The organism is Aquipuribacter sp. SD81 (genome assembly GCF_037153975.1).
GTDB lineage: Bacteria > Actinomycetota > Actinomycetes > Actinomycetales > JBBAYJ01 > Aquipuribacter.
Window position 1 is genome coordinate 147062 of record NZ_JBBAYJ010000006.1, and the last position, 21132, is coordinate 168193.

Genomic DNA, 21132 nt, shown 5'->3' on the forward strand with positions numbered 1-21132 from the left:
GGCACACCCTAGGAAGCGCCCTACGATCGCGCAGGTGCCCGCCCCCGCCCTGCCCGCCGCGCCCGTCCTCGACGGCTGGACGCACCGGTTCTCCGGCAAGGTCCGCGACGTCTACGCGCCCGCGACGCCGCACCCGGCCGGCGACGTGCTGCTCCTCGTCGCGAGCGACCGGGTGAGCGCGTACGACCACGTGCTCGCCACCCCGGTACCGGGCAAGGGCGCCGTGCTGACCGCGCTGTCGCGCTGGTGGTTCGACCAGCTCGCCGACCTCGTCGACAACCACCTCGTCGACGCGCCGCCGCCGCCGGAGGTGGCCGACCGGGCGGTGGTCGTCCGCGCCCTCGACATGGTGCCGGTCGAGTGCGTCGCACGGGGCTGGCTGTCGGGCTCGGGGACCGCGGATTACCGCGCGCACGGCGCGGTGTGCGGGGTGCCGCTGCCCGACGGTCTCCTCGAGGGGTCGAGGCTGCCGGAGCCCGTCTTCACGCCGGCGACCAAGGCGGCCCTCGGCGACCACGACGAGAACGTCACCTTCGACGAGGTGGTGGCGACGGTGGGGCGCGACACCGCCGAGGAGCTCCGGCGGGTGACCCTCGCCGTCTACGCGCGCGCCGTCGAGGTGGCCGAGCGGGTCGGCGTCATCGTCGCCGACACCAAGCTCGAGCTCGGCCGCGTGCCCGGCGGCGACGGGCGGCTCGTGCTCGGCGACGAGGTGCTGACGCCGGACTCCAGCCGCTACTGGCCCGCCGACCGGTGGCGCCCCGGGCGCGCCCAGCCGAGCCTCGACAAGCAGGTCGTGCGGGACTGGCTGACGTCGCCGGCGTCCGGCTGGGACCGCGCCGGGGACGCCCCGCCGCCCCCGCTGCCGGAGGAGGTCGTGGAGCGGACCGCCGCGGGGTACCGCGAGGTGTACCGGCGCCTCACCGGCGCCGACCTGTAGGTCTCAGCCCTCCCAGGGCCCGTCCGTCACCGGGTCGTGGACGTCGGCGCCGCCGAGCCGGCGCACGTGGCCGAGGTAGACCTCGCGCCGGTCCTCGCGCAGCAGCGCGTCGTGCACCGGGAGGGCGACGCGCGGCGCGACGGCGCGGACGAACTCGACGGTCTCCTTCACCGCCGCCCACGGTGCGTTGAGCGGCACGGCGAGCACGTCGACGCCGTCCGGCGTCGTGCCGTAGGAGTCGCCCGGGTGGAACACGGTCGTGCCGTCGCCGCGCAGCAGCACGCCGACGTTGCCGATGCGGGGCACGTCGTCGTGGATGACGGCGTGCTGCCCGCCGACGGCCTCCAGGGCGAGCCCGTCGAGGTCGACCCGGTCCCCGACCGCGAGCAGGTCGGCGGTGACGCCGGCCTGCGCGAGGGCGTCGTGCGCGCCCTGCTCGGCGAGCACCCGGAGCCCGTCGTGCTGCCCGACGAGCGTGCGGACGGCGTCGGCGTCGCAGTGGTCGGGGTGCGCGTGCGTGACGAGGACCGCGTCGAGCGGCGCGTCGCCGAGCAGGCGGGCGAGGGACCCGGGCACGTCGGGGGAGAAGGCGCCGGGGTCGAGGAGCACCCGGGCGCCGCCCGTCTCGACGAGCAGGCAGGAGTGGCCGAGGGAGGTCACGCGCACGCACCGGTCCTACACCCGGCTCGGACGGCGTGCACGTCGCGGACGGCCGACCGGCGCACCCTCGGACCGCGGCGCGTCCCTTGCGGCGGGTGACGCGGCGGTGCTGCACTCCTGGGGTGAGCGACACCCCCCGCCCGGGCGGCGACGAGCTGCGCACGACGGTCGAGGTGCTGCACGGGGTGGTCGAGCACGTGCTCGCCGGGCCGCAGCACCGGGCGAGCGGCACCATCCGCCTGCGGGTCACCCCGGGGGCGATCGGGACCGTCCGGGACCCGGCGGTGCGGCTGCTCGGCGACCGGGTGGTCGGTCCGGCGGGTGAGGCGCCGCTCGACGGGTCGCTCTCGCTGGCGGACGTCGGTCGTCGCGTGGGGGTCGAGCCCGGCGTGCCCGACGGCGTCTACACCGACCACGCGGCCGTCGGGTCCGACGACCCCGCCCGCGTCGACGCCGGCATTTCCGTCGCGGTGCTCGAGTGGTTCGCGGTCGGCGCCGCCGCGCTCGTCACCTTCGCGCCGGAGTCGGAGGCCGTGCTGTGGCCGGAGCACTTCGACCTCGCCGTTACGGTCGACGGCGTCAACTACGGCGTCTCGCCCGGCGACGGCTTCTCGGCCGCCCCGTACGCCTACGTCGGCCCGCACTCCCCGGTCGACGACACCTTCTTCGACGCCCCCTTCGGCGCCGCCCGTACGTGGGACCAGGTGCCGGACGTCGCCGGGGTGGCGGCGTTCTTCGCGGACGGTCGGGGGCGGGTCCACCCGACCGGGTGATGGTGCCGATGTATCGCCCGGCGATACATTGCCGGTCGTGACGCCCCTCGGCGACGTGCCGTACCTCGTGCTGGCGGCTCTCGCCGGCGGCCGACGGCACGGCTACGACGTCGTGCGGGTGGTCTCGACCCTGACCGACGGCCGCGTCGCGCTCGGGGCGGGGACGTTGTACGGCGCGCTCGACCGGCTGTCGACGCAGGGCCTGGTGGCGGACGACGGCGAGGAGCGCGTCGGTGGGCGCCTGCGGCGCTACTACCGGCTGACCGACGACGGGACCGCCCTGCTCGAGGCGGAGACGGCTCGCCGCGAGGACGTCACGGCGGCGGTGCGCCGACGGCTCGTCGCGGCGCCCGGCGCGGTCGGGGGACAGGCGTGAGGGGACAGGCGTCCGAGGACGCCTACGAGCGGTCGGCCAGGCAGTGGCTGCGCGCCTTCCCGCCACGGTGGCGCGCGGCCCGCGAGGACGAGGTCGTGGGGGTGCTCCTCGACACCCGGCCCGACGGTGCGGCCACGCTCGGTGCTGCCGCCCGCTGGGACCTGCTGCGCTCGGCGGTGGCGTGGCGGCTGCGGCACCGGCCGCCTTTCGTCGTGTGGCTCCTGTGGAGGCTCGGGTTCTCACGGATGCCGGAGGCGCACGTCGGCTGGGCGCTCGACGACCTGTCGGGACGCCTCTACGGACTGTGGTCGACCTTGTGGAGCTGGCAGTTCCTAGGTTTCGCTGTCTTCGTTGCGCCCCACGCACGGAGCGGCGGCTGGTGGTGGTGGCTGCCCGCCGCGGTGTGGTCCGTGGCGCTCCTCCTAGGAGCCGTGGGCGACCGCTTCTCCTGGGGACGCCCTCGTAGAGACGAACGGCAGGCCGCGCTGCTCGCCCCCCACCGCACCGCCGACCGGGTGCGGCATGATCCGTCGGTGGTCCTCAGCACGACCACCCGCTGGTCGTGGGGTCGGTGGCTCGTCGCGCCGGTCGTCGTCGCCTGGGTGTCCGCACTCGTCGCGGTCGGCGTCGTCGTGTCGGCCGTGCTCGACGGGGTCGTGCTGAGGGTCCGGGACTGGCAGGCCGGGGACACGCTCCTGCTGCTGCCCCTGGCTGCCGGACTCGTGGCCGCGGTGACCGTGACCGTGCTGTCCCGTCCTCGCGTCGCGGAGCGCCCCGACCAGCCGTGGCGGCACCGGGTCGCCGCGCCGCCTGTCGTGGTCCGCGTCCTCCTCCTCGTGGTGGCTGTCCTCGGGCCGTGGACCGCGGTGCAGATCACTCTCGTCCTCCTCTTCGGCCGCAGCTTCGCCTTCGCCGACGGGCTGGGGGGCTATGACTTCCTCGTCGGTGTCCCCGCTGCTCCCGTCACCTTCCTGCTGCTCGCCCTGCCCTCCGTGCACCTGCGCACCAGGGGAGCGTTGGCCGCTCGGCCCGCCCCGCCGCCGGCGCTGCACGACGTCCTCGGCGTCCTGGGCGGTACGACCGTCCTCGTGGACCCGCCTCGGCCCTACCCGGCACTGCCCTCGCTCGAGCCCTTCGTCGACGACGACCCGGCGGCGGGGACCGGCTCGCCCGCCCGCCGATAGGCTCGCGCCCATGCCGCGCATCGTCGTCGAGGTCATGCCCAAGCCGGAGATCCTCGACCCGCAGGGGACCGCGATCACGCAGGCGCTCGGGCGCATGGGCGTCGACGGGCTCGGCGAGGTCCGGCAGGGCAAGCGCTTCGAGGTCGCCGTCGACGACACCGACGAGGCGACGCTCGCCCGGGTCCGCGAGGCCGCCGAGACGCTGCTGAGCAACCCCGTCATCGAGGACGTCGTCGCGGTCCGGGTCGTCGAGGGGTGAGCGGCTCGGGGGCGTCGCGGACGGGGGCCGGCACGGCGGCCGAGCGGCAGACCCACATGGCGCGGGAGGTCGCCCAGCAGGCCGACGCGGTGGCCGCCACATTCGACGCGCTGCTGCCGCTGCGCCAGGACCTGCGCCGGATGTTCGCCGGACGCCGGCACGTGCTCTTCGTCGCCCGCGGCTCCAGCGACAACGCCGCCGTCTACGGCCGCTACCTGCTCGGCGCGCACGCCGGCGTGGTCGCGTCCCTCGCGGCCCCCAGCCTCGCCACCCACTACGGCCCGCCGGCTGACGACGGCCGCCCGGCCGGTGCGCCCCTCGCGCTCGACGACACCCTCGTCGTGTGCGTGTCGCAGTCGGGCGCGACCGAGGAGATCGTCGCGACTCAGGCGTGGGCGGCCCGGCAGGGCGCCGCGACGGTCGCCGTCGCGAACGTCCCCGGCTCACCGCTGCTGCGCACGGCCGACCTCGCGCTGCAGACCCAGGCCGGGCCCGAGCTCGCGGTGCCGGCGACGAAGTCCTACCTCTCGCAGCTCGCCGCCATGGTCGTGCTGGGCACGGCGCTGGCCCCGGACCCCTCCGCCCTCGACGCCGACATCGCGCGCGTGCCGGCCGAGGTCGAGCGCCTCGTCGACGAGCAGCAGGGCGTCGACGAGGCCGCCGCCGCCCTCAGCGCGTCGCGGCACCCACTGGTCAGCGGCCGCGGGATGGCCATGGGCACCGCGCTCGAGGTCGCGCTCAAGCTCGAGGAGACGTGCCTGCGCCCCGTGCGCGGCCTGTCGTACGCCGACCTGCGCCACGGGCCGATCGCCGTCGTCGACGACGACGTGCTCGCCGTCCTCGTGAGCGCCGGCGACGGCCCCCTCGTCGGGGCGATGACCGAGCTCGCCTCGGACCTGCGGGCCCGCGGCGCCCGCACGGTCGGCGTGGGCGGGGACGCGGCCTTCGCCGACGCCGTCGACGTGCCGGTCGCCGGCCCGCGCCTGCCCGAGGCGCTCGCCCCGCTCGGCCTCGTCGTGCCGATGCAGCTCGCCATCGAGCGCGCCGCCCGCGTGCTGGGCCTCGACCCCGACGCGCCGCGCGGCCTGCGCAAGGTCACCCGCACCGACGCCTGACCCGGTCCCGCGGCCGGCGAGGGCCGGCTGCGGGCGCCTCGCGCCGTGCCGCCGCCCCGTACCTGAGTGGGGGTCCGCGCGCTCACGACGTGGGCTGGCTCGGGACGTGCGACACGCCGTCGGAGGCGTCCACGAGCCAGCACTCGTCGCGCGGGCACGAGTGCTGGCTCCGGAACGGCGGCGTCGGCGTGTCGACGGGCCGGACCCAGCCCTCGTCGAGAGCGTGCGCACCCCCACCCCGGTCCTCGCCGGGCCGCCCACCACCGGCCGACGACACCCGTACGGCCTGGGCGCGAGGCCAGGGGAGGGGTGCCGCGGACCGGGTGGGGCGTCAGGCGGCGAGGGGGGCGCGGACGGGCAGGTCGCTGCCGGTGAGGAGGACCTGCATGGCGGCGCCCGTGCGCTGGTTGAGCACGACGGGGGCGAGCAGGTTGGCCGTGGAGGCCGCCGCGGACTCCGCCGTGGTGAGCACCACGAAGAGCAGGGCGTCCTCCGCGCCGGCGAGGCCGAGCAGGTCGACGTCCTCGTCGGACAGCACCGGGGCGTAGTCCGGGAAGAACGCCCACGGCGCCGCGAGCAGCAGAGACACCGAGTCGTCGGCGGAGCGCAGCGAGAACAGCGTCCCCGTCGCCTCGAGCCCGTCGAGCGCGTACTCGACGTGGCCGGGCAGGCCCGGCAGGGGCACGACGAAGCGGACCGCGCGACCCTCGCTCACGGCACCACCCAATCCCACGTCCCCACCGCCGGTCAAAGCGCTGCCGGGCGCGGCCGTGACCGTCACCGGAGGAAGTCCAGCAGCGTGGGCTGCAGCACCCGGGCGGTCGCGCCGAGCGCCGCCTGGTACGCGGTCGACTGCAGCTGCAGCTCGAGGATCGTCTTCGGCAGGTCGACGTCCTCGATCTGCGACTGCGCCGAGCGCAGCGACACGGCCGCGTCGGTGCCCTTCGCCTGCAGCGTCTCGATGCGGTTGGTCCGGGCGCCGACGTCGGCGAGCGCCCCGAGCACGCGCTCGTGGGCGGTGTCGAGCGCCGCCAGCCGCGCGGTCGGCGACCCCCCGGACTCCAGGTCGGCGATGATGCCGTCGAGCGTGGCGAACACGCTCGTGGCGCCGGAGCCGAAGGCGCCCGGGCCGTCGACGTCCACGCGGACCGTCGAGTCGGCGCCCACGCGCCGCTGCACGGTGCCGGTGTCACCGACGTACGTGCCCGTCGCGTCGAAGGCGGTCCCGCCGCCCGTCGTGCCGCCGAACACCGGCCGGCCGAGGTACTGGGTGTTGCCCAGCTCGACGAGCGAGTCCCGCACCTGGCGCAGCTCCTTCGCGAGCGCGTCGCGCCCGGTCTGGCTGAGCGAGCCGTTGCCGCCCTGCACCGTGAGGTCGCGGGCGTGGCGCACGGCCGCGCTCGTCTGCTGCAGCGCCGTGTCGGCCGTGCCGAGCCACGACAGGCCGTTGTCGGCGTTGCGCAGGTACTGGTCGTTGGCGCTGCGCTCGGCGCGCAGCTGGAGGATGTCGGTCGCGCCGGTCGGGTTGTCGGAGGGCTTCGCCACCTGCTTGCCGCTCGACAGCTGCTCCTGCAGGGAGGCGCTCCGCGCGAGCGAGGCCTGGAGGTTCGCGTACGTGCCGTCCGCCATGGACCGCTGGGTGATCCGCAGCATCAGCGACCCACCACCCCGGTGCGGTTGATGAGGGTGTCGAGCGCCTCGTCGACCGCGGTGAGCATGCGGGCCGCGCCCTCGTAGGCGCGCTGGAACATGACCATGTTGGTGAGCTCCTCGTCGATGTCGACCCCGGAGACGGCCTCCCGGGCGGCGGTGACGTCGCGGACGACGACCTTCTGCGAGTCCGAGCGGCGCTCGGCCGCCTGCGCGGCGGACCCGACGTCGCCCACGAGCTGCCGCCAGGCGGCGTCGGGGGAGCCGGGGCCCTGACCGATGCGGCCGAGCGCGTCGGCCAGCGAGCCGTCGAGGGCGCCGGCGCCACCGGAGGCGGCGGCGACGTCGCGGGGGTCGGTCACCGCGACGGTGATGGACCGGGCGGTCACGGGACCGCCGTCGGAGGCGGTGAAGAACGCGCCCGCCGCCGTGCCGTCCTGGGTGAGCCCGGTGGAGTGGACGGTGTCGACCTGGCTGGCCACGTCGGCGGCCGTCGCGTCCAGGCGCTGCATGACGCCCGGCCACGTGCGGTGAAGGCTGTCGAGCAGCGCGCCGATCCGCCCGCCGGGGACGTCGACCGGGGCACCGGCGGCGCCGGTCACCGAGACCGCGCCACCGGAGAGCACCTCGTCGATGCTGCCGGCCGCACCCGCGGACAGCGACAGCCCCGTCGTGCGGTCGCCGCGCACCACGGCGGTGCCGCCGACGAAGACGTCGACCGTGCCGAGGTCACCCGGCCGGGCGGTGGCGCCGGTCAGCTCGCTGAGGCGCAGCACGAGCTGGTCGCGCTGGTCGAGCAGCTCGTTGACGCTGCCGCCCGCCGCCGTGGCGTCGCGGATGGCCGCGTTGAGGTCGGCGACGGCGCGGGCCGTCGCGTCGACCTCGCCGAGCAGCTGGCCGACCTGCGCGCGCGCGTCGGTCCACGCCTGCGTGACGGCGGCGCCGAGCCCGTGGAGCGTGTCGGCGACGGCGGCGCCGGCCTGCAGGACCTGCGAGCGGGCGGCCGCGGTGCCGGGGGAGTTGGCGAGGTCCTGCCACGAGGACCAGAACGTCGACAGGCGCGCGGCGAGCCCGGTGTCGCCGGGCTCGCCGAGGGCGACCTCGAAGCGGGACCACGCGGCCCGGTCGACGTCCATGAACGCCGCGGTCGACGTCTCCTGCCGGACCCGCTGCGTGACGAGCTCGTCGTTGACCCGCTGCAGGTCCGTGACCCGCACGCCCGTGCCCGGACCGTCCCAGCGCGAGAACAGCGCGGTGCCGGTGGTGACGGGCGTGCTCGGGTCCATGACGACGCGCTGGCGGGAGTAGCCGGGCGTGTTGGCGTTGGCGACGTTCGCGCCGGTGACGTCGAGGCCGTAGCGCTGAGCGACCAGACCCGACAGGGCGGTGTGCAGCCCGGCGAAGGACGACATCAGAGCGCCTCGTCCACGAGCCGGCCCGCGCCCTGGCGGGGGAGGTTCCGGGCGGCGCCGGGGCCGTACGTGCCTGCGGGCTCCTCGACGGCCGCGAGCGCCTCGCTGAGGCTCACCATGCCCTCGTGCAGCAGGCGCCGGTTGGCCTGCGCGAGCTCGGTGATCTCGGCGGTGAGGGCGAGGAAGGCCTCGCGATGGCCCAGCAGCATCGCGGAGTACGGCTCCGGGGCGACCCGGGCGAGGTGCGCGAGCGACGGCCCGGCGGGAAGGCCGAGGTCCATCGCGACGACGTCGGTCTCCAGCGCCCGGACCTTCTCCGACTCGCGGATCTGGTCGAGGACCGCCTCCACCTCGCGCGTCGCGTGGGCGAGCCAGCGGCTGCGGCCGGAGGCGAGCACGAGCTGCTCCTCCTCCAGCTTGAACAGGAGCAGCTCGAGCAGCTCCCGCTCGCGCCACAGGATGCGGCAGAAGTCTGCGAGCGCCACGACGTCCTCCTCGGTGCGACGGCCGTTCCGTCACGCCCTCCGGTTCGGCGGACCCGGAGATCACCTGAGGTCCTCCGCCCGATCCGTCCGGGTCGGCCCCCGCCGTCACCCGATCGGCGCAACGGTGGTCCGCACGGGTGGGAAACCTCAAGGGGCCTCAGGTGCCCGACGACACCGGACCCGTGCTGATCACGTCCTCCGCCGCCGCGACCACCGGCCACGCCGGGTCCGGGAGCCCGACGGACCCCGACGCCCTCGTCCTCGCGCACCTGCCGCTGGTCGGCCACTGCGTGGGCGAGGTGATGAGCCGGGTCCCGGCCCACGTGGACCGCGACGACCTGGCCGGCGCCGGCGTCGAAGGGCTCGTCCAGGCCTCGCGCAGCTGGCGGCCCGAGACGGGCGTCCCCTTCTCCGCGCACGCCCGCACGAGGATCCGCGGCGCCATCGTCGACGAGCTGCGCGCCGCCGACTGGGCCTCGCGCGGCGCCCGCTCGCGCGCGCGGCACGCGCAGCAGACCACCGAGCACCTCACCGCGGCGCTCGGGCGCACGCCGAGCACCGACGAGCTCGCCGACGCGATGGGCGTCGCCGCCGACCACGTGCACCGCGTGCGCGCCGAGACCCACCGCGCGTACCTGTCGAGCCTCGACGAGGCACGCGAGGCGGGCGACACCGTGCACGACACCGTCGCCGACCCCTCGCGCTCGCCCGAGGAGCACGTCGTCGCCGCCGAGCACGTGGGCGCGCTCCTGCGGGCCGTCGACCTGCTGCCCGAGCGCGTGCGGGAGGCGGTGCGCGGCCACTACCTCGACGAGGAGCCGATGGCCGACATCGCCGCGCGCCTCGGCGTCACGGAGTCGCGCGTCTCCCAGCTGCGCGCGGAGGGCATCGCCATGCTCCGCGCCGTCATGGCCGCCCAGGCCGAGCCGGTCGAGGTCGCCCACGCGACGGCGCGCACCCAGGCCTACGTCGCCGCCGTCGCGGCGTCGGCCGATGTCCGCGCGAGCGTCCGCCTCGGCGCCGGCGTGCTCACCGGCCTCGCGCCGGTGGGCGCCACGGCCCTGCCGCGCCAGCGCCAGGCCCCCCTCACCAGCCGCCTCTCGGCGATCGGGTGACGGGCGCCACAACTTCCCCTCAGACCTCAGGTCGCGGCATCGCCCGCCGATCCTGAACTCGGCCACGGAAGGCCGACCACCATCCATCACGGAGGAGCACACAGACCATGGGTCTTCAGATCAACAACAACATCGCGGCGTTCAACAGCTACCGCAACCTGTCCGTCAACCAGGGCAACATGGAGAAGTCGCTCGAGAAGCTGTCGAGCGGTCTCCGCATCAACCGCGCTGCTGACGACGCCGCCGGCCTCGCGATCTCCGAGGGCCTGCGCTCGCAGGTCGGCGGTCTCAAGCAGGCCGTCCGCAACGCGCAGGACGGCATCTCCGTCGTGCAGACCGCGGAGGGCGCGCTCCAGGAGGTCCACTCCATCCTCCAGCGCGGCCGCGACCTGCAGGTGCAGGCCGCCAACGGCAGCAACAACCAGGACTCGCTGGACGCCATCAACGCCGAGCTCACCGCCCTCGCGAGCGAGATCGGGGCCATCAGCACCCGCACGAACTTCAACGGCGTGCAGCTGCTCGACGGCACCGCCAACCTCAACTTCCAGACCGGCGCCCGCTCCACCGAGCAGCTCAACGTCGACCTCACCACGATCGACCTGACGGCGGCGGCGGGTGTGCTGACCGCGGCGGCCGGGGCGAACACCGGTGGCGTCGGCTCCACCGCGGACATCAACCTGATCAGCGCCCAGATCACCGCCATCTCCGCCGAGCGCGGCAACCTCGGTGCCTCGCAGAACCGCCTCGAGTCGACCATCAAGTCGCTCAACGTCGCGGTGGAGAACCTGACCGCCTCCGAGAGCCGGATCCGCGACACGGACATGGCCCTGGAGATGGTGAGCTTCACCAAGAGCCAGATCCTCTCGCAGGCCGGCACCGCCATGCTCGCGCAGGCCAACCAGGCCCCGCAGGGCGTCCTGCAGCTCCTCCGCTGACCCCGGTCACCCTCCGGTAGCAGCAGCCCCACGACCGACCGCCGGGAACCGACACCACGGTTCCCGGCGGTCGGCGTAGGGGCCCCCGTCCACCCGCACCCGAGCCCAGGAGCCCGCCGTGAGCAGCTTCGCCGTCGACGGCCTCGTGAGCGGTCTGCAGACCTCGACGCTCGTGTCGCAGCTCATGCAGATCGAGGCCATCCCGCAGCAGCAGCTGCGCGTGCGCGTCAACGAGAACGGCGCCTACGTCAAGGCGCTGCAGTCGGTGTCGAGCGCGCTCAAGAAGCTCGACGACGCCGCGTCGGCCCTCACGGTCGGTGCGGCGAAGTGGGACGCCACCACCTCGACGGTGACGGGCGAGGCGGCCACGGCCACCGCGCGCAACGGCGCGCTGCCGGGTGCCACCACCGTGACGGTCGACCGCCTCGCCACGGCGTGGACGTGGACCAGCGCGCAGGCCACCGGGCTCGACGACGTCGTCGTGCCGAGCGAGTCGCTGCAGGTCGTCGACGCCTCGGGCACCGCCCGCACCCTGCAGCCCGCCTCCGGCACGCTGCGCGACGTCATGGGTGCGATCAACAACGCCGAGGGCCTCGGGCTGCGCGCCGTCGCGGTCCGCGTCGGCGACAACAGCTACCGCCTGCAGGTCCTCGCCACCGACACCGGCGCCGCCGCCCCGCAGCGGTTCGACGGCTCCTCGGTCACCGGTGGCGGCACCAGCGCCGACGGCGTGGACGCGCTCTACAGCGTCAACGGGATCAGCGGCACCTCCTCGACGAACACCGTCACCGGCCTCGTCAGCGGCGTCGACGTCACGCTGCAGGCCGTCGGCACCTCGACCGTGCGGGTCAGCGCGGACCCGGCCGCGACCGTCGACGCCGTCAAGGCGCTCGTGACGGCCGCGAACGACGCGATCGCCGAGGCCCGCAAGCAGACCGCGGCCAACCCGGGCGGCACCCGCGGGCCCCTCGCCTCCGACTCCTTCGTGCGCGGGCTCACCGGCCGCATCCAGGGCGCCTTCTCCGCCGCGCTCGGCGACGTGAACGCCGCCGCCATCGGCATCCAGACCACGCGCGACGGCAGCCTCGTGCTCGACGAGGCGAAGCTGCGGGACACGCTCGCAGCCGACCCCGCGCTCGTCCGCCGGCTCGTCGCGCCCGAGGACGCGTCGGTGGGCATCGGCTCGCGCCTGCGTGACGTCGTGACGAGCGCGACCGGCACCGACGGCCTCCTCACCGCCGCCATCCAGGGCCGGGAGCGCAGCACCAAGGACCTGCAGGCGCAGATCGAGTCGTGGGACCGGCGGCTGGAGCTGCGCCGCGAGACGCTGCAGCGGCAGTTCTCCGCCCTCGAGGTCTCCCTCGGGCGCCTCCAGTCGCAGTCCACCTGGCTCTCCGGCCAGATCGCCGGCCTCAACGCCAGCCTCGGGAGCTCCTCGTGACCACCGCCGCCGCCTTCGGCTACAGCCTCGGCCGCACCGCCACCGCTCGCATCGACCAGTTCAAGGCGGCGGCCGTCACGACCGCGACGCCCGCTCAGCTGCTCGTGCGGCTGTACGACCGCCTCCTGCTCGACCTCGACCGCGCGCACGAGGCGCAGGTGGCGGGGCAGCACCTCGAGGCGACCGCCCAGCTCGTGCACGCCCAGGCCATCGTCAGCGAGCTCGCGGGCTCACTCGACGTCGACGCGTGGAGCGGCGGTCCGCGCCTGCTCAGCATCTACACCTTCCTGCTCGCCGAGCTCGTCCGCGCCAACGTCGAGCGCTCGCCCCAGCGCACGCGCGAGTGCCGCTCCGTCGTGGAGCCCCTAGCCGAGGCGTGGCGCGAGGCCGCGGCACAGGTGCCGGTCGCCGGCGTCCCGTCGCCGCGCGTCGGCGCGGTCGGCTGACGGCCACCGTGGCCCTGTCGCGCGGCGTCGTCGGGCCCGCCGGGACGGCGCGACCGTCCACGGGCGCGGACTTCACCGCCGCGTGGCACGCCGCCCTCGACGACCTCGAGCTCGAGGTCGAGCGGGCCGAGGCGCTGCTGCGGGCCCTGCACTCCGCGGAGGGCGTACCCGACCCAGTGCCGCCGGGGGGCTGGACGCCGCCCGCGCTCGGGCCGCTGCCGGCCTCGCTCAAGGAGCGGGCCGAGGTGCTGCTCGACCGCCAGCTGGCCGTCACCGGCCGGCTCGGCACCGCCATGACGGCCTCGCGCCGGCACCAGGACGTCGTCGGGCGCCTCGTGGACCACCAGCCGCGCCCGATGTACGTCGACGCCCGCTTCTGAGGCGGCCGTCGCGGAGGACCGCCCGGGCGGCCCCGCAGCGTCACCCGTTCGGCCCATGAACCGCCCGGGCGGTCGGGACGACACACACCTCGCACCAGAACGGGGCGCACGGATCGTGCCCCGCACCGGCCACGGACAGGCCAGCCGAGCACCGCACCCCTCCGGGGGTCGCGGTCGTGCTGAGGGAGCCACCGTGACCGAGATCGCCTCCGTGACGTCGGCCGCGCTGCGCAGCGCCGTCGAGGGACTGGGCGCACGCAGCCGCGCGATCGCCGACAACATCTCGAACATCCAGACGCCGGGCTTCCAGGCCCGCCGGGTCGCCTTCGAGGACGCCGTCGCCGCCGCCGCGGGCTCCGGCTCGCGCGCGCGCACCGGTTGGACCCAGGCGCTGTCGCTGGAGCCGACGCGCCTCGACGGCAACAACGTCAACCTCGACACCGAGACGCTTCAGTCCCTCGACACCGGCCTGCGCTACCAGCTCGCGCTGCGGGCCGTCGACGACCGCTTCAACATCGTGCGCGCCGCGCTGCGGACGCAGGGCTGAGCGCGCCGTGACCACGTTCCCCGTCTTCGGCGTCGCCGGCTCCGGCGTCGCGGTCTACCGCAAGTGGCTCGACGCCGTCAGCGACAACATCTCCAACATCAACACCGTCCGCCGGACGGACGAGGCGGCCTTCCAGGCCCGCTACGTCCTCGCCCGGTCCACCGAGCTCGAGCCCGGGATCGGCGGGGTGACGGTCGGCGGCATCCGCCTCGGCAGCGCCGAGGGCCGCATGGTCTACGCCCCCGACCACCCGCTCGCCGACGAGGGCGGCTACGTCCGCCTGCCCGACATCGACCTGGGGAGCCAGATGACGCAGCTGATGATGGCCCAGCGCGGCTACCAGGCGAACCTCGCCGTGGTCGACCGCGCCCGTGACGCCTACGCCGCCGCCGTCAACATCGGGAGGCAGATGTGAGCGTCCAGCCCGTGAGCCCCGTCGGGACCGGCCTCGCCGGCTCGGCCGGGGTCGCCCCCGTCGCCGGCCTGTCCCCGGCCCTGCCCGCGCTGCCCGCCGGCGCCGCCGACGGTGCCGACGCGGCCCGCTTCGACGCGGCGCTCGCCGGTGCGACCGGCGGCGGCCTCGGCGCCTCGGCCGTCGGCCGCCTCGCCGACCTGCAGCGCCTGCACGCCACGAGCGACGACCTCGCCGTCAAGGCCGTCACCGGCCGGCTGCAGGACCCGAGCCAGTACACGATCGCCGCCACCGAGGCGACCCTCGCGACGCAGATGACGGTGGCCCTGCGCAACAAGGCCGTCGAGGCCTACTCCGAGATCATGAGGATGCAGCTGTGAGCCCACGCTCCCGCGCCGGCCAGGGCCTCGAGGGCCAGGTCGTCAGCGGCGACCCCCGGGTGCTCGCCACCCAGCAGGCCCGCCGCGCCCGCGCCGCCTGGGGCGACCTGCCCGGGGCGCAGAAGACCATCGCCGTCGTCGTGCTCGTCGCCCTCGTCGCCGGCGGCGCCGCCTTCCTGCAGTGGCAGAGCACCCCCAGCTACGGCCCGCTCTACACGGGGCTGTCCGGGGCCGACGGCGGTGCCGTCGTCGAGCAGCTGCAGTCCGCGGGCGTCCCCTACCGCATCGCCGACGGCGGCGGCACGATCCTCGTGCCGAGCGAGCAGGTGTACGAGCAGCGGCTGCAGATGTCCGCGGCCGGCCTCCCCTCCGGCGACTCGGCCGGGTACTCGCTGCTCGACGAGCAGGGCGTGACCGCCTCGCAGTTCCAGCAGAAGGTCGCCTTCCAGCGCGCGATGGAGGGCGAGCTCGCGAAGACCGTCCAGGCGATCGACGGCGTCGACGCCGCCGTCGTCCACCTCGCGATCCCCGAGAAGGACGTCTTCCTCGAGGCCGACGACGCGCCCACCGCGAGCGTCCTCGTCGAGACCGCCGCAGGCCGGACCCTCGAGAAGGGCCAGGTCCAGGCCGTCGTCAACCTCGTGTCGAGCTCCGTGGAGGGCATGACGCCGGAGGCCGTGACCGTGGTCGACGGCGAGGGCACCCTGCTCACCGCCGCCCCCGGCGGCTCCGGCAGCGCCGGCGGCGCGGACGCCGCGGACCTCACCGTGGAGTACGAGCAGCGGGTGGCCGCGAGCCTCCAGCAGCTCCTCGACACGGTCGTGGGCCCGGGGAAGGCCGTGGCCACCGTCACCGCCGACCTCGACGCCGACAGCCGCGACACCACCACCGAGCGCTTCATCGCCGAGGACGGCGTGCCGCCCCTCAGCGAGACCACCGAGACCGAGACGTACACCGGCGGCAACGGCGGCTCGATCGAGGCAGGCGTCCTCGGGCCAGACAACATCGTCGTGCCGAACGGCACCGTCGCGGGGCAGGCGGGGACCGAGTCCTCGTACGAGAAGGGCTCGAACACCGTCAACAACGCGGTCGGCAAGGTGACGGAGAAGGTGCAGTCCGCGCCCGGCGCGGTGCAGAAGCTCAACGTCTCCGTTGTCGTCGACCGCGACGCGGTCGCCCGCACCGACATGCTCGCGCTGCAGAACACCGTGTCCGCCGCCGTCGGGCTCGACCCGGCCCGCGGCGACCAGATCGCCGTCACCCAGCTGCCCTTCGACACCTCCAGCGCGGAGGCCGTCGCCGCGGAGCTCGAGGCGGCGAAGGAGGCCGAGGCGGCCGCCGGCACCCAGCAGACCATCTGGACCGCCGCGCTGGGCGGGCTCGTGCTCCTCGTCGTCATCCTGTCCCTCATCCTCGGCGCCCGGCGCCGCAGGAGGACCGAGCCGGTCGACCTCGGGCTGTACGCCCCGGTCGAGGACGACCTCGACGCCGAGGCCGCGGCGCTGCCGCCCGTGCCCGCCCCCCGCGAGGCGCTGCCCGCCGCGCCCGACCCCGAGCAGGAGCAGCTCGACGCCCTCTCGCGCCAGCGCGAGGAGGTCATCGAGCTCGTCGACCGCGAGCCCGAGGAGGTCGCAGAGCTCCTGCGCTCCTGGCTCGCCGACCGGAGGACCTCGTGAGCACCGCCGTCATGGACGCCACGGGCGTCGAGCAGGCCGTCGCGGCCGTCGAGGCCGCCGCCGGCAGCGTCGCGGTCCCGCCTGGCCCGGACCTGACCGGGCTGCAGAAGGCGGCCGTCCTGCTCGTCATGCTGGGCAAGGACCGCGCCGCGACGGTGCTCAAGCACCTCAAGGGCACCGACCTCGACGAGCTCGTCGCCCAGCTCGTCCGGCTGCGCGACGTGCCGCCGAGCGTCGCCGGGCAGGTGCTCAGCCAGTTCCACTCCCTCGCCGTCCGCCAGGGCGTCGTCGGTGCCGGCGGCGAGGGCTTCGCCCGTGACGTGCTCGAGCGCTCGCTCGGCAAGGACGACGCCGGCGACGTCATGCGCCGCATCGCCTCCGTGGTCGCCGAGCGGCCGCTGAAGTTCCTGCAGGACATCGACCCGCAGCAGCTCATGAGCATCCTGCGCGGCGAGCACCCGCAGACCCTCGCCGCCGTCCTCGTCCACCTGCGCCCCGACCAGGCCTCCGTCGTCATGGCCGGCCTGTCGCCCACCGAGCAGTCCGCGGTCGCCCGGCGCATCGCCACCACCGGCCGCTTCCACCCCCAGGCCCTGTCCTCGCTGCAGGACGTCCTCAAGGCGCGCACCTCCTCGGTGCTGCCCCAGTCGCAGACCGAGACCGCGACCGGCGGCGTGCAGTCCCTCGTCGAGGTCATCAACCGCGCCGACGCCGCCACCGAGAAGTCGATCCTCGAGGGCCTCGAGGCGACCGACGCCGCCCTCGCCGAGGAGGTCAAGGCCCGCCTGTTCGTCTTCGCCGACATCGTCGGGCTCGAGGACCGCGCGGTGCAGATGGTCCTGCGCCAGGTCGACTCCGTCGTGCTCGCGACCGCGCTCAAGAGCGTCGCGCAGAACGTGCGGGACAAGGTCCTGCAGAACGTGTCGGAGCGGGCCCGCGCCGACCTCGTCGAGGAGATCGAGGTCATGGGCGCGGTGCGCGTCAGCGCGGTCGAGGAGGCCCAGGCGACCATCGTCCAGGTCATCCGCTCGCTGGAGGAGTCCGGCCAGCTGGTCGTGCGCCGCGGTGGGGACGACGAGTATGTGTCCTGACGTCCTCACGCCGGCTCCGGCCGTGCAGCCGGCCGTGCAGCCGGCCGTGCAGCCCGCCGTGCAACCCGTCGTGCAGCCGTTCGCGCCGGGCCGCCTGCCCGCGACCGCGCCCGGCGGCCGCCAGGCCGGCTTCACCACCGGCTACGCGGCCGGCTACGCCGAGGGCCTGCGCCGCGCGGGCGAGGCCGCGCTCCTCGAGCAGGCGCGCCGGCGCGCGGCCCGCGAGGCCGAGGCCGAGCGCGACCGCGCCCGGCTGCTCGACCTGCTGCTCGCGCTCCGGGGGGCCGAGACCGACCGCGCCGAGCGCGCCCGCACCGACGTCGACGCCCTCGTCGACGTCGTCGCGGCCGCCGCCGCCCGGCTCGCGCACGACGCGGTGCTCGAGGCGGCCCCGGGCGCCGACGCGCTGCGCGCGCGCCTGGTCCGGGCCGTCGCCGTGGCGGGGGAGGCCGCCGAGCGCGACGGCGTCGTCGCGCGGCTGTCCCCGGCCGGGGCGCGCGTGCTGGAGCGCGCCGGGCTGCTGCCCGACGCCCTGCCCGCCGGCGTCCGCGTGGTCCCCGACGCCTCCCTCGCCGACGGCGACGTCGTCGTGAGGGCGGGCGCCACCACCGTCACCGACCTGCTCGCCGACGCGCTCGCCGCCCTCGCCCACCTCGTGCCGACGGGGGCCGACGCGTGAGCGCCGCCCTCGCCGCGGCCGCCGCCCGCGCGCTGGAGCCCCGCCTCGCCCGCGCGCACGCCGCCGCCGCGCCCCGGCGCAGCGGCCGGGTGAGCGCGGTCGTCGGGCTCGGCGTGGAGGTCGACGGCCTCGGCGCCGCCCTCGGCGAGACCGTCCACCTCGAGGTCGCCTCCGCGGCGCGGCCCGACGTCGTCGACGTCGTCGAGGCGGAGGTCGTCGCCGCCCACGGCACCCGGCTCAGCTGCACGCCGCTGCGCGGCACCGCAGGTCTCGCGGTGGGCGCCACCGCCCGCGCGACCGGCGCCCGCGCCCGGGTGCCGCTCGGTCCCGGCCTCCTCGGCCGCGTCATCGACCCGACGGGCCGCGCGCTCGACGGCGGGCCGGCGCCGCTCGTGCAGTCGTGGGGCGACGTCGAGGCCAGCGCGCCCAGCCCGCTCGTGCGCGGCCGCATCACGACCCGCCTGCCGCTGGGAGTCCGGGTGCTCGACGCCTTCACCCCCGTCGGTCGCGGGCAGCGCATCGGCGTCTTCGCCGGGTCCGGCGTGGGCAAGTCCTCGCTGCTGTCGATGATCACCCGCAACAACGAGGCGACGGTCACGGTCGTCGCCCTCGTCGGCGAGCGCGGCCGGGAGGTGCGGCAGTTCGTCGAGGACGACCTCGGCCCCGAGGGCCTCGCGCGCTCGGTCGTCGTCGTCGCGACGAGCGACGACCCGCCCCTGCTCCGCCTGCGGGCGGCCTTCTCCGCCACCCGCATCGCGGAGGGCTTCGCCGCCGCGGGCCACGACGTCGTCCTCCTCATGGACTCCCTGACCCGCGTCGCCCAGGCGCAGCGCGAGGTCGCGCTCAGCGCCGGGGAGCCCCCCGCCACCCGCGGCTTCCCGCCGTCGGTCTTCGCCATGATGCCCCGGCTGCTCGAGCGGGCCGGGCCGCTGCCGGTCGGGTCCATCACCGGCGTCTACACCGTCCTCGTCGACGGCGACGACCACAACGAGCCCGTCGCCGACAACGTCCGCGCCGTGCTCGACGGCCACGTCGTCCTCGACCGGGCCATCGCGACGGCCGGGCGCTTCCCCAGCGTCGACGTGCTGGGCTCCGTCTCCCGCCTGGACCGGCAGGTCACCTCGTCGCGCGAGCTCGCGGCCGCCGCCCGCGTGCGGCAGCTGCTCGCCGCCCACCGCGACGCCCGCGACCTCGTCGAGGTCGGCGCGTACGTGCCCGGCACCAACCCCGACGTCGACGCGGCGCTGCGCCTGCAGCGACCGATCGAGGACTTCTGCCGGCAGGGGCTCGCGGAGCCCGCCCCCCTCGGCCTCACCCAGCAGGGCCTGCAGGCCCTCGCCGACGCCGCGAGGGTCGCGCCGTGAGCCTCCGCGCCCTGCTCGGGCTGCGCCGCCGCGCGCGGGCGAGCGCGGAGCGCAACCTCGCGACGGCGGCCGCGGTCCGGGCCCGCTGCGAGGCCGCCCGCGCCGAGGTCGTCGGCCGCCTCGACTCCGACCCCTTCCTGCAGGACAGCGCCGGCGACCCCCGGTTCACGCTCGCGCGGCGGGCTGGCCTGCTCGCCGACCTCTCCCGCGCCGACGACCTGCTCGCCGTCGCCGAGGGCGACGTCGGCCGCGAGCACGCGCTCACCGCGCAGGCGCGCATCCGGCTGCGGGCCGTCGAGCGGCTGCAGGAGCGCCGCGCCGCCGAGGTGCGCACGCGGCGCGAGGCCGCCGAGGCCGCCGAGCTCGACGACGTCGTGTCCACCCGCTACTCACGTGAGGAGGGGTCCCGGTGACCCTCGCCGAGGTCCAGTCCCGCATCGCGACCATCTCCGGTCAGCTCGCACAGCTCGCACCACGCCGCGCGGGCCTCGACCCGTTCGTCGCCGACGCCTTCGCCGCGAGCCTGGGCCAGGCGAACCAGGCGCTCGGGGTCACCTCGCCCGCCTCGGCCGGCCCCGGCGTGGCCGTCGACCTCGACGCCGCCTCGCTGACCGGGGGCGCGACCGGCACCGCGGCCGCCGGCGGCACGACCGCCGCCGGCGGGAGCCTCGCCGCCCGCCCGGGCGGGCCGAGCGGCGCCGACGTCGTGACAGCGGCACGGAAGTACCTCGGGGTGCCCTACCTGTGGGGCGGCACGGACCCCGGCAAGGGGCTGGACTGCTCCGGGCTCGTGCAGCGGGTCTTCAAGGACCTCGGCGTCGACGTGCCCCGCACGGTCGCCGACCAGCGCCGGGCCGGCACGGCCGTGCCGTCGCTCGCCCAGGCACGCCCCGGCGACCTCATCGCCTTCTCCAGCGAGCGGTCGCCGAGCGGACGCCACATCGGCATCTACATCGGCGACGGCAAGATGATCCACGCCCCGCGGTCGGGGAAGGACGTCATGGTCTCCGACGTGTGGGCGCCGGAGCGCATCACCGCGATCCGCCGCATCGTCCCGGCCGAGCCGGCGCAGGCCGCCACGCCGGCCGTGGCACCCGCCGCCGCGGCGCAGGCCGCGGGCGGCGCCCCGCGTCCCGGGTGGGCCAAGGGCGAGGGGCTGAGCGAGATCTTCGCCGCCGCCACCAGCCGCTACGACCTGCCCGCCGGGCTGCTCGAGGCGGTCGCGCGCCGCGAGTCCGGCATGCGCACCGACGCCGTCAGCCCCGCCGGGGCCGTCGGGCTCATGCAGCTCATGCCCGGCACCGCCCGCGAGCTCGGCGTCGACCCGCGCGACCCGGCCCAGGCCGTCGACGGCGCGGCGCGCTACCTGCGCCAGCAGCTCGACCGCTTCGGCTCGCTCGACCTCGCCCTCGCCGCCTACAACGCCGGCCCGGGCAACGTGCGCCGCTACGGCGGCGTCCCGCCCTTCGCGGAGACCCGCGCCTACGTGGCCGCGATCACCGCCGACCTGCGCCGCGCCGCCTGAGAGGGGACTCCCGTGTCCGCACCGCGCACCACCTCGACCGCGCTCCCGGCCGCGCGCACCGCCGACCCGGCCGGCCTGCCGGCTCCCCGGCGCGACGACCCGCGCCACGCCGCGGGCTTCGAGCGCGCGCTGGAGCGCGCCCAGCACGCCGGTGCCCGCTCCCGCCCCACCGGCCCGGACGGCGGGAGCACCCGCGGGCCCGCCGCCGTCGAGGCGGGCCGCGCCCGGGACGCAGCCGCGCGCCCGGCCGCGCCGCACCCACGGGGCGGCTCGTCAAGTCGGAGGCC

The 21132-nt window shown here is 76.1% G+C and carries 26 protein-coding genes; 21 read left to right on the top strand and 5 right to left on the bottom strand.

The window, feature by feature from the left end; genetic code table 11:
- The first annotated feature begins 34 nt into the window (after positions 1 to 34).
- A complete protein-coding gene (locus WAA21_RS05460) occupies positions 35 to 940 on the top strand; it encodes a phosphoribosylaminoimidazolesuccinocarboxamide synthase (protein WP_336921754.1) in 906 nt (301 codons plus the stop codon).
- Positions 941 to 943: 3 nt separating this feature from the next.
- Here WAA21_RS05460 and WAA21_RS05465 read toward each other — a convergent pair whose 3' ends face one another.
- On the bottom strand, positions 944 to 1606 hold the full coding sequence (locus WAA21_RS05465) for an MBL fold metallo-hydrolase (protein WP_336921755.1): 663 nt from the start codon (positions 1604 to 1606) through the stop codon (positions 944 to 946).
- Between the two features lie 116 nt (positions 1607 to 1722).
- Between WAA21_RS05465 and WAA21_RS05470 the strand changes: the two genes are divergently transcribed.
- Genes WAA21_RS05470 through WAA21_RS05490 form a run of 5 tightly spaced genes read left to right on the top strand, consistent with a single transcriptional unit; the run spans position 1723 to position 5307 of the window.
- Positions 1723 to 2373: a hypothetical protein gene (locus WAA21_RS05470; RefSeq protein WP_336921756.1), complete on the top strand. Its 651-nt coding sequence runs from the start codon at positions 1723 to 1725 to the stop codon at positions 2371 to 2373.
- 37 nt (positions 2374 to 2410) lie between these two features.
- Entirely contained in the window at positions 2411 to 2749 is a 339-nt protein-coding gene (locus WAA21_RS05475; RefSeq protein ID WP_336921757.1) for a PadR family transcriptional regulator, read from the top strand.
- Positions 2746 to 3933 carry a hypothetical protein gene (locus WAA21_RS05480; protein WP_336921758.1) on the top strand — a complete coding sequence of 396 codons (1188 nt, stop codon included), beginning with the start codon at positions 2746 to 2748 and terminating at the stop codon, positions 3931 to 3933. The genes WAA21_RS05475 and WAA21_RS05480 overlap by 4 nt, the downstream gene beginning before the upstream one ends.
- Positions 3934 to 3943: 10 nt before the next feature.
- Positions 3944 to 4192, top strand: a complete 249-nt coding sequence (gene purS / locus WAA21_RS05485; protein ID WP_336921759.1) for a phosphoribosylformylglycinamidine synthase subunit PurS — start codon at positions 3944 to 3946, stop codon at positions 4190 to 4192.
- Complete coding sequence (locus WAA21_RS05490; protein ID WP_336921760.1) at positions 4189 to 5307, top strand: SIS domain-containing protein; 1119 nt, start codon at positions 4189 to 4191, stop codon at positions 5305 to 5307. Before purS ends, WAA21_RS05490 begins: the two co-directional genes overlap by 4 nt.
- 331 nt (positions 5308 to 5638) lie before the next feature.
- Here WAA21_RS05490 and fliW read toward each other — a convergent pair whose 3' ends face one another.
- From fliW to flgN, 4 genes are all read right to left on the bottom strand, one after another.
- Positions 5639 to 6022 (bottom strand): flagellar assembly protein FliW, encoded by a 384-nt coding sequence (fliW, locus tag WAA21_RS05495; RefSeq protein WP_336921761.1) that lies wholly within the window; start codon positions 6020 to 6022, stop codon positions 5639 to 5641.
- 62 nt (positions 6023 to 6084) lie between these two features.
- On the bottom strand, positions 6085 to 6960 hold the full coding sequence (gene flgL / locus WAA21_RS05500; RefSeq protein WP_336921762.1) for a flagellar hook-associated protein FlgL: 876 nt from the start codon (positions 6958 to 6960) through the stop codon (positions 6085 to 6087).
- Positions 6960 to 8369, bottom strand: coding sequence for a flagellar hook-associated protein FlgK (gene flgK / locus WAA21_RS05505; protein ID WP_336921763.1), 1410 nt, complete (start codon positions 8367 to 8369; stop codon positions 6960 to 6962). The genes flgL and flgK overlap by 1 nt, the downstream gene beginning before the upstream one ends.
- Complete coding sequence (gene flgN, locus WAA21_RS05510) at positions 8369 to 8854, bottom strand: flagellar export chaperone FlgN (RefSeq protein WP_336921764.1); 486 nt, start codon at positions 8852 to 8854, stop codon at positions 8369 to 8371. The genes flgK and flgN overlap by 1 nt, the downstream gene beginning before the upstream one ends.
- Positions 8855 to 9015: 161 nt before the next feature.
- Between flgN and WAA21_RS05515 the strand changes: the two genes are divergently transcribed.
- From WAA21_RS05515 to WAA21_RS05585, 15 genes are all read left to right on the top strand, one after another.
- Positions 9016 to 9969: a sigma-70 family RNA polymerase sigma factor gene (locus WAA21_RS05515; RefSeq protein WP_336921765.1), complete on the top strand. Its 954-nt coding sequence runs from the start codon at positions 9016 to 9018 to the stop codon at positions 9967 to 9969.
- A 107-nt stretch (positions 9970 to 10076) separates the two neighbouring features.
- Positions 10077 to 10904: a flagellin N-terminal helical domain-containing protein gene (locus tag WAA21_RS05520; RefSeq protein ID WP_336921766.1), complete on the top strand. Its 828-nt coding sequence runs from the start codon at positions 10077 to 10079 to the stop codon at positions 10902 to 10904.
- 118 nt (positions 10905 to 11022) lie between these two features.
- A complete protein-coding gene (gene fliD / locus WAA21_RS05525) occupies positions 11023 to 12345 on the top strand; it encodes a flagellar filament capping protein FliD (RefSeq protein WP_336921767.1) in 1323 nt (440 codons plus the stop codon).
- Entirely contained in the window at positions 12342 to 12791 is a 450-nt protein-coding gene (locus WAA21_RS05530) for a flagellar export chaperone FliS (protein WP_336921768.1), read from the top strand. The genes fliD and WAA21_RS05530 overlap by 4 nt, the downstream gene beginning before the upstream one ends.
- 8 nt (positions 12792 to 12799) lie before the next feature.
- Complete coding sequence (locus WAA21_RS05535; protein ID WP_336921769.1) at positions 12800 to 13171, top strand: hypothetical protein; 372 nt, start codon at positions 12800 to 12802, stop codon at positions 13169 to 13171.
- Positions 13172 to 13364: 193 nt separating this feature from the next.
- Complete coding sequence (locus tag WAA21_RS05540; RefSeq protein ID WP_336921770.1) at positions 13365 to 13718, top strand: flagellar basal body rod protein FlgB; 354 nt, start codon at positions 13365 to 13367, stop codon at positions 13716 to 13718.
- 7 nt (positions 13719 to 13725) lie between these two features.
- Complete coding sequence (locus tag WAA21_RS05545; protein WP_336921771.1) at positions 13726 to 14133, top strand: flagellar basal body rod protein FlgC; 408 nt, start codon at positions 13726 to 13728, stop codon at positions 14131 to 14133.
- Between the two features lie 11 nt (positions 14134 to 14144).
- Positions 14145 to 14510, top strand: a complete 366-nt coding sequence (locus WAA21_RS05550; RefSeq protein WP_336921772.1) for a flagellar hook-basal body complex protein FliE — start codon at positions 14145 to 14147, stop codon at positions 14508 to 14510.
- Entirely contained in the window at positions 14507 to 16186 is a 1680-nt protein-coding gene (gene fliF / locus WAA21_RS05555) for a flagellar basal-body MS-ring/collar protein FliF (RefSeq protein ID WP_336921774.1), read from the top strand. The genes WAA21_RS05550 and fliF overlap by 4 nt, the downstream gene beginning before the upstream one ends.
- Positions 16183 to 17277: a flagellar motor switch protein FliG gene (gene fliG, locus WAA21_RS05560; RefSeq protein ID WP_336921775.1), complete on the top strand. Its 1095-nt coding sequence runs from the start codon at positions 16183 to 16185 to the stop codon at positions 17275 to 17277. Before fliF ends, fliG begins: the two co-directional genes overlap by 4 nt.
- Before the next feature lie 58 nt (positions 17278 to 17335).
- The gene (locus WAA21_RS05565) at positions 17336 to 17956 is read left to right on the top strand and encodes a hypothetical protein (RefSeq protein WP_336921776.1); all 621 of its coding nucleotides are present in this window, start codon (positions 17336 to 17338) and stop codon (positions 17954 to 17956) included.
- A complete protein-coding gene (locus WAA21_RS05570; RefSeq protein WP_336921777.1) occupies positions 17953 to 19320 on the top strand; it encodes a FliI/YscN family ATPase in 1368 nt (455 codons plus the stop codon). The genes WAA21_RS05565 and WAA21_RS05570 overlap by 4 nt, the downstream gene beginning before the upstream one ends.
- Positions 19317 to 19733 (top strand): hypothetical protein, encoded by a 417-nt coding sequence (locus WAA21_RS05575; RefSeq protein ID WP_336921778.1) that lies wholly within the window; start codon positions 19317 to 19319, stop codon positions 19731 to 19733. The genes WAA21_RS05570 and WAA21_RS05575 overlap by 4 nt, the downstream gene beginning before the upstream one ends.
- Entirely contained in the window at positions 19730 to 20845 is a 1116-nt protein-coding gene (locus WAA21_RS05580; RefSeq protein ID WP_336921779.1) for a transglycosylase SLT domain-containing protein, read from the top strand. The genes WAA21_RS05575 and WAA21_RS05580 overlap by 4 nt, the downstream gene beginning before the upstream one ends.
- Before the next feature lie 12 nt (positions 20846 to 20857).
- On the top strand, positions 20858 to 21132 hold a 275-nt coding region (locus WAA21_RS05585; protein ID WP_336921780.1), incomplete at its 3' end, for a hypothetical protein.

What these genes read in the sequence shown, in the direction of transcription:
- purS (WP_336921759.1), top strand. Translation starts at nt 3,944, where the DNA reads ATGCCGCGCATCGTCGTCGAGGTCATGCCCAAGCCGGAGATCCTCGAC.
- flgL (WP_336921762.1), bottom strand. Translation starts at nt 6,960, where the DNA reads ATGCTGCGGATCACCCAGCGGTCCATGGCGGACGGCACGTACGCGAAC.
- flgK (WP_336921763.1), bottom strand. Translation starts at nt 8,369, where the DNA reads ATGTCGTCCTTCGCCGGGCTGCACACCGCCCTGTCGGGTCTGGTCGCT.
- WAA21_RS05520 (WP_336921766.1), top strand. Translation starts at nt 10,077, where the DNA reads ATGGGTCTTCAGATCAACAACAACATCGCGGCGTTCAACAGCTACCGC.